The organism is Vibrio sp. 10N.222.49.A3 (assembly GCF_041475145.1).
GTDB lineage: Bacteria > Pseudomonadota > Gammaproteobacteria > Enterobacterales > Vibrionaceae > Vibrio > Vibrio tasmaniensis_A.
Genome location: NZ_JBFRVM010000169.1, coordinates 21,434 through 28,240, shown reverse-complemented (window position 1 = coordinate 28,240; position 6,807 = coordinate 21,434). Strand labels below are relative to the sequence as shown.

Genomic DNA, 6,807 nt, shown 5'->3' with positions numbered 1-6,807 from the left:
CTTATCCGAACGGCATTATACCTAAGGGTAGCCGTTTTAATATCAAACTGAGCTAACTAGCTTGGGTTCAGTTACCTGCCTAGCAAGTCATTAAGCGTGAGCAAGTGGTGTTGTTGATTGGCGTAGCCATTCCAAAGTATCACCTTCAACTAATGGGCTAACATCGTTCCATACTTTCTGATGGTAATCGTTTAGCCATGCAAGCTCAGGTCGTGTCAGTAGATCGACGTTGATGTTGCGCTTATCAATAGGGCAACGTGTTAGCGATTCAAACGTTAGTACTGAGAAGTCACCTTGAGTAGGAAGCTCAACGACCAATTCTAGGTTCTCGATACGGATACCAAACTCATCAGCACGGTAGTAACCCGGCTCGTTTGATAACACCATGCCTTCAACAAGAGGTACGTCGATAAGCTTCTTAGAGATGCTTTGTGGGCCTTCATGAACACTTAGGAAGTGACCAACACCGTGACCAGTACCATGATCGTAATCGAAGCCTTCTGCCCATAAGTGCTGACGCGCTAGGATATCCAGTTGGAAACCACGAGTACCCTGTGGGAAACGCGCACGTGCAATGCCGATGTGACCTTTAAGCGCTAATGTGAACTGCTGAATCATTTCGTCGCTTGGTTGGCCAATCGCGATAGTACGAGTGATGTCGGTTGTACCATCTAAGTACTGACCGCCTGAATCGACTAGGTACAGAGTATTCAGTTCTAGCTGACCAGGTTCAGGTTGGTTCTCATGGTTGTAGTGACACATTGCAGCGTTGCCGCCAGCCGCAGAAATGGTGTCAAAACTTAGATCCATCAGCGTCGGGTCTTGCTCGCGGAATGATTGTACTTTGTCTGCTAGTACAGCTTCGTTGTGCAGGTTACCTTGCGCGACTTCTGCATCAATCCAAGACAGGAATTTCGCCATCGCCACGCCATCTCGAATGTGACACGCTTTCATACCTGCAATCTCAGTTGCGTTTTTGGCAGCTTTTGGCATTAGGCATGGGTCTGCTGCTTCAATGATGTGAGCGCCAGCGTTTTGCAGAACAAGCGTGTACCAAGCATTACTCGTGCCTGAATCGACAGACACATTGTTACCTTCTAAAGACTGAAGGCGCACTTCAAGCTCTGATGGGTGAGAAACTCGAATACCATTACCAACGTGTGCTTCAAAGCCTGCTGGGATGCGTGCTGGGTCTAGGAAGAAATCGACGCTTTCATCAGCGTGAATGATTGCATTAGACAATACAACAGGTAGGCGAGATACGTCTAAACCACGAATGTTAAGCAACCAACAGATTGAGTCTAGCTCGGTAAGGATAGCGGCGTCCGCACCTTTTGCTTTTAGTAAGCCAGCAATCTCCGCGCGTTTGCTCTCGCTTGATTGGCCAACGGCGTCTGTTGCCATTAGGCGAACATCAGACACGACAGGTTCAGGGCGATCAGACCAAAGTTCATCAATTGGATTAGAAGAGAGTGTCGTTAACTCAACTTTCTCTGCTAGTTTAGCTTGGGCACCTTTCAACCAAGCTGCAGTGTGCATGCGTGGGTCGAAGGCAACCTTGCTGCCTTGTGGCAATGAATTGATGATCCAATCTAAAGCCGGCTCTTCAATAAGGTGGCGATACTCAAATAACTCTGCTGGTACCTGCTTACGAACCTGGACGGTGTAGCGACCATCTACAAAAATAGCAGCAGTTTCACGAGTGATAACAGCGGCACCTGCAGAGCCAGTGAAACCTGTTAACCAGTGAAGTCGCTCGTTATGAGCGGGAACGTATTCACCTAGATATTCGTCTTCATGTGGAATGATAACGGCATCTAGGTTGTTTGTTTCAAGCCAAGCTCGAACTGCAGCAACGCGTTCAGCAGTGATATTGTGCATCTGTGTTTATCCTTATTGTTAGGGTCCTTGTTAACACTCACAGTCGATATACATGCGAGGGGACTTATTAGGTCAATAAGCTAGCGCTTTTGTTCGTTTGCTGCAAACGCTGTACGCCATTTTTATCTAAGGTGCAGAGTTTTTTCTTTGATGATATCTCGCAACCAAGTTAAGGCTGGGTCATTTTCTCTGTCACGGTGCCAAAACAGAGTGTATGCCATCGGAGGAAATTCCATTGGTAAAGGCACAACCACTAAGTCGAGTTGTTTAGCGACGAGGTAAGTAAAGTGGCTTGGTGCGGTAAACACAAAGTCGGTATAGGTACACAAGCTTGCTGCACTATTGAAGTCTGGAACAGAAATAGCGATATCTCGCTGATGACCAAGATCAGCCAGTTTGTAGTCGAGCAGCCATCGATCGTTCCCATCACATCTTACTTGTACATGACGCTGCGCAAGGTAGGTTCCCAAATCCCATTTACCACTTAGAGCAGGGTGGTTACGCCTTAATACACACATCTGTGCATCACGGTAGATCTCTTGTTCGCAGATGTCGTCTGGCGGCAGCATGGTTAAGCGCGCATCGTTGATGTCGATGTCTTTGCCTGTGAGTCCGATATCTAACTCACCAAGCTGTAGCTTCTTAAAGGTTTGTTCGGTCCACGCATGGGTGTTGATATTAACCTTAGGTGCTTGTCGAAATATCGCTGGTAAGAAGTGAGGAAGAATCAGCGGGTAAACACTCTCAACGGCAGCAATGTGAAAGCTGTGGTCGCTATTGTTGGGAATGAATGTCTCTGGTTGAGTGAGAACATCAAGTTGGTTGATCAACGTTTCTAACCGAGGCTTAAGGAAAACAGCTTTCGGTGTTGGTCGTAGGCCATGAGCACTTCGTGTAAAAAGGGGGTCATTAAATTGTTCACGAAGCTTGGCTAGCGACTTACTCACAGCCGATTGGCTCAAGCATAATCTATGTGCGGTACGAGTGACACTCAGCTCTTCCATCAGCACCTGCAAGCAAACTAGTAGATTGAGGTCGAGGCGTGATAGTTTCTCGATATTCATGTGAGTTTCCTATTTGGAATAATGCTAATGAGTATATGCCATTTTTGTTCATATCTTTAGTTGGTTATTATGCACCTAAATTAACTCATTCGGAGAATCTTGTGCCTTCTAACGCGCTTCCAACCCCTAGTAAACTGCAGGTTGCTTTATTGGCAATGCTGGTTCTATTTAGCCCTCTGGCTATAGATATTTATCTTCCAGCTCTGCCACAAATTTCAACAGCGTTTCACGTGGAACACGCACTAGCACAAGATACGATTACTTGGTTTTTATTCGCCATGGGTGTCGGGCAATTATTTGCAGGCCCTTTGGCTGATAAGTTAGGACGTCGAACCGTTGCATTGGGAGGTGTTAGTATCTATGCATTGAGTGCTTGCTTGGCGTGGGCAGCTCAATCGATTGATATGATGCTAATAGCTCGGCTGCTACAAGGCTTAGGAGCTTGTGCGACTTCTGTAGCAGCCTTTGCGACGGTTCGCGATCTATTTGGCCCGGAAAAAAGTGGCCGCATGATCAGTTACCTCAATGGTGCAATTTGCTTTATTCCTGCACTAGCTCCGATTCTGGGTGCTTGGTTAACTCAACAGTTTGGCTGGCGCTCGAACTTTAGCTTTATGGCTGTGTTCGCTGTCGTGGTTGGCACCATTCTGTTTTTCCAAATGAAAGAGTCTAATCCGGCGACAGAAAAGGTCGCGGTGTTCAAACTTGAGCGTTACTGGTCGGTATTGAAAACACCATCGTTCATCTTCCACGCGACATTGTGCTTAATGGCGATGGCAGTAATCCTTGCTTACGTTACCTCTGCACCTGTTGTGCTGATGGAAAACCTAGGTTTGACGATGAATGAGTTTACGTTCTGGTTTGGTATTAACGCGGTTATCAACATCACGGCTGCATTCACTGCGCCGAAGTTTATGGATCGTTTTGGTACTTACAAAGCATTGGTTGTCGGTATTTCAACGCTTGGCTTAGCGGGTGTGGTTATGCTGGTGCTTGCTGAGCATGCTAGCGCGATCGCGTTCATGTTGCCGATTTTCCTATCTTCAGTTGGCTTCGCTTGGATTCTTGGTGCCGCAGCCGGTAAGGCACTTGAACCTTTTGGTGACCGTGCGGGTACCGCAGCTGCGTTGCTTGGATTGTTCCAAATGAGCGGTTCTGGACTGCTTGTTGGTACGATGCAACGTCTTGATTTAACGTCTCAAGTGATGATTGCGCTGCAAATGTTCCTTATTGTTCCTGCATTGTTAGTGCTTGCGAGCAAAGCGGGTAAGTCATGGCACACGACGTTTGCTAAGGCATAAGTCTCAAGGGTGACAAAATATACAAATGGCGGTTTGCGAAACGTTAAAACATGGTATATTTGTCACTCATTGAAACGTTAGTCCCCAACGGAAAATACTGTAATGTCATTAACAACCTACGAAATGGCGCGCATCTTAGAACAAATGGAAGATGCACCTGAAAAGGTCATGTTTGGTAAATTGCTTAAAGAGCTAGGAAACCAAAGTGAAGAGCGTATTCGCAGTGCGGCAAAACAAGTTCCAATTGATACTTTGCGAGATATCATTTACCAATTTCAACGCGTGGTTGAATCTCGTAAAGGTGAACAAGTTCAGCTACTAGCAAAAGAGCTAGCCGAGCAAGGTATCTCTGCTGAAGAGCTACAAGCTTTTCTAAACAAGTAGTTTATTCCAGATAAAAAGAAACCACTCAATTGAGTGGTTTTTTGCGTTTTGGACCTATGTAAATTTAGAGGCTATGGAAAAGAGCTTTAGCTTTTGAACTGCGCTTTTAAGATTCTATCCAATGAAAATGGTCCTGCTCCCCATACCACGACGATAAGAATCATTAATCCCCAAAGCTGATGATCATAGAAGCCTTGCGCCCACAATACAGGGTATGACACGACGGCCATGATATTGAAAACGAACAGCACTGCAGCCATTGGTCGGGTTAACAAGCCAAGCGCTAAGAATACCGGCAGAATCAATTCAGCTGCGGTACCCATGTAAGCGGCCAATTCCCAAGGCAAAAGAGGCACTTGGTATTCCAATTCAAACAAGTAAAGGGTGCTATCCCAAGTGGCTATCTTGGTGAGTCCTGAATTAAAGAAGACCCACGCCACCCATAGGCGACAAAACAGAAGTAGTACGGGAACAAAAAGTGCCTGTGATTTCTCAATCAAACTGTCGTATTGATCCATCATGTTCGTGACTGTGTTGTTATCCATATTATGTCTCCAATTCGGCATTGATTGAAAAGCCTGAGATGACGTTAAGTGCCATGACAGTATTCAGATGTTGTAGTAGTAAAGGCTCTATCGCTGAGAGCGTTTGACCCGATTGAAATTCGGTTAATAGTTGGTGGCTTTCTTGCGTCAAACGATGGCTCTCAATCTGTGAGTTTTCCGCTCGGATTAACACCCCAAATTCAGGTTGGTTGATGTCTAACCCATCGAGTTGTTGCTGATAGATAGCCTGCTCAAGCGCGATAATCGTATAGCTAGAATTAATTAGCGTTATTGAATCTTTGAGATGAAAGACTAAAGCGCCTTGTTGTTCTTGCGGTACATCAGCTAAACGAGAAAGAGGACGTTGGTCGACATGTGATTCTGAAACACATCTCACCAAGCTATCTTTTTGCCATTCATACAAAGCTACTTCAGCGAGATAAGGTGCAGCCTCGATAACAGCAGGAAAGGCTTGGATAGTTTGTTCAAAGTGTTCACCGTAACCACTGACGTCACCAGAGGTTGATGGATAACTTAAGACATGTTGACGAGCCATTTGTTGGAAGCACTCTTCACCAACCAACATTTCAGTCAGTGGATACGTAGCAGCCAGTACTTCACTCAAGCTAATCACAAAGTTATTTCGGTAGATCTGGATGCGCTGTTCATCGGTAAAGTGGTCGCTCACTATGTCGCAGTGCTCACCATTGTTTTGGTAGCGTAACGCGTTCGCAAACTCTGATTGCACATTAGCTAAAGAGTGGCTCATGATGCGCGACTCCTTTGGTTGAACTTGTCGTGTTGATACAAAATATCACTGGCTTTGGCCGCTTCAGCCAATAAAATTTGTGGCTCTGGGATATCTAAATCCCACTCTATCAAGGTATGGCGCAAACCATGTTGTGCAATCCAGTCAGTGTAGAGTTGCCATACTTCGTCACAGACAGGCTTGCTGTGGGTGTCTATCCAGATCTCACCTTGTTCGAGTTTCTTTTTGGTAAAACCTGCCAAGTGAATCTCTTCCACTTTGTCTGCTGGTATTCCATTGAGATACTCTTCGCAGCTGAAACCGTGATTAAAAGATGAGACAAAAATATTATTGAAATCGAGCAGTAGGCGACACTCGGTACGCTTTTGTACCTCGGCTAAAAATTCCCACTCTGGGATGGTTGAATGTTTGAAGGCAAGGTAGCTCGATGGATTTTCAATCAGCATAGGGCGTTGCAGGCCGTCTTGAACCTCGATGACATTGCGGCAGAAGACTTCTAACGCCTCTTCGGTATAAGGCAGCGGTAACAAGTCATTGAAGTAGTGACCGCCGGTCTGACTCCAGCTGAGGTGGTCAGAAACCAAGAACGGCTCGATATCATCAATGAGATCTTTTAACTGCAGTAAGTGATTTGGGTTGATGCGCTCAACAGAACCTAGAGACAACCCAACACCGTGACAACTTATGTTGTGGGCGTGACGAATTTCTCTCAGTTGTTGACGTTGCGGTGATTTCGCTAAAAAGTAGTTCTCGCTGTGCACCTCTAACCAACTCACTAAGGCTGGGTTTTGGCTAAAGAAGTCCAAGTGCGGTGTTCTAAGGCCAACCCCTGCGTTGGGATGAAGAGTTTGAGTCACAACGAT

At 45.9% G+C, this 6,807-nt stretch carries 7 protein-coding genes; 2 read left to right on the top strand and 5 right to left on the bottom strand.

Annotated features, from left to right (window positions below; genetic code table 11):
- Positions 1–90: 90 nt before the first annotated feature.
- Together AB4589_RS21510 and AB4589_RS21505 are read right to left on the bottom strand one after the other, a co-directional pair.
- The gene (locus tag AB4589_RS21510; protein WP_371728507.1) at positions 91–1,881 is read right to left on the bottom strand and encodes an aminopeptidase P family protein; all 1,791 of its coding nucleotides are present in this window, start codon (positions 1,879–1,881) and stop codon (positions 91–93) included.
- A gap of 122 nt (positions 1,882–2,003) precedes the next feature.
- Entirely contained in the window at positions 2,004–2,945 is a 942-nt protein-coding gene (locus AB4589_RS21505) for a LysR substrate-binding domain-containing protein (protein WP_004736656.1), read from the bottom strand.
- A gap of 101 nt (positions 2,946–3,046) precedes the next feature.
- Here AB4589_RS21505 and AB4589_RS21500 point away from each other — a divergent pair, with 101 nt between their 5' ends.
- Together AB4589_RS21500 and AB4589_RS21495 are read left to right on the top strand one after the other, a co-directional pair.
- Positions 3,047–4,246 carry a multidrug effflux MFS transporter gene (locus AB4589_RS21500; RefSeq protein ID WP_029222012.1) on the top strand — a complete coding sequence of 400 codons (1,200 nt, stop codon included), beginning with the start codon at positions 3,047–3,049 and terminating at the stop codon, positions 4,244–4,246.
- A gap of 102 nt (positions 4,247–4,348) precedes the next feature.
- The gene (locus AB4589_RS21495; protein ID WP_004736654.1) at positions 4,349–4,630 is read left to right on the top strand and encodes a hypothetical protein; all 282 of its coding nucleotides are present in this window, start codon (positions 4,349–4,351) and stop codon (positions 4,628–4,630) included.
- An 86-nt stretch (positions 4,631–4,716) separates the two neighbouring features.
- Here the strand turns inward: AB4589_RS21495 and AB4589_RS21490 are convergent, their stop codons facing one another.
- From AB4589_RS21490 to AB4589_RS21480, 3 genes are read right to left on the bottom strand one after another with little or no spacing between them, the layout of a single operon-like run.
- Entirely contained in the window at positions 4,717–5,175 is a 459-nt protein-coding gene (locus AB4589_RS21490) for a DoxX family protein (protein ID WP_215921327.1), read from the bottom strand.
- 1 nt (position 5,176) lies between these two features.
- Positions 5,177–5,944 carry a DNA-binding domain-containing protein gene (locus tag AB4589_RS21485; RefSeq protein WP_372101661.1) on the bottom strand — a complete coding sequence of 256 codons (768 nt, stop codon included), beginning with the start codon at positions 5,942–5,944 and terminating at the stop codon, positions 5,177–5,179.
- Positions 5,941–6,801: a DUF692 domain-containing protein gene (locus AB4589_RS21480; RefSeq protein WP_371710439.1), complete on the bottom strand. Its 861-nt coding sequence runs from the start codon at positions 6,799–6,801 to the stop codon at positions 5,941–5,943. Before AB4589_RS21480 ends, AB4589_RS21485 begins: the two co-directional genes overlap by 4 nt.
- Positions 6,802–6,807: the final 6 nt, after the last annotated feature.

Excerpts from the sequence above, each read along its gene's own strand:
- AB4589_RS21490 (WP_215921327.1), bottom strand. The coding sequence starts at position 5,175 with ATGGATAACAACACAGTCACGAACATGATGGATCAATACGACAGTTTG.
- AB4589_RS21495 (WP_004736654.1), top strand. The coding sequence starts at position 4,349 with ATGTCATTAACAACCTACGAAATGGCGCGCATCTTAGAACAAATGGAA.
- AB4589_RS21485 (WP_372101661.1), bottom strand. The coding sequence starts at position 5,944 with ATGAGCCACTCTTTAGCTAATGTGCAATCAGAGTTTGCGAACGCGTTA.
- AB4589_RS21505 (WP_004736656.1), bottom strand. The coding sequence starts at position 2,945 with ATGAATATCGAGAAACTATCACGCCTCGACCTCAATCTACTAGTTTGC.
- AB4589_RS21510 (WP_371728507.1), bottom strand. The coding sequence starts at position 1,881 with ATGCACAATATCACTGCTGAACGCGTTGCTGCAGTTCGAGCTTGGCTT.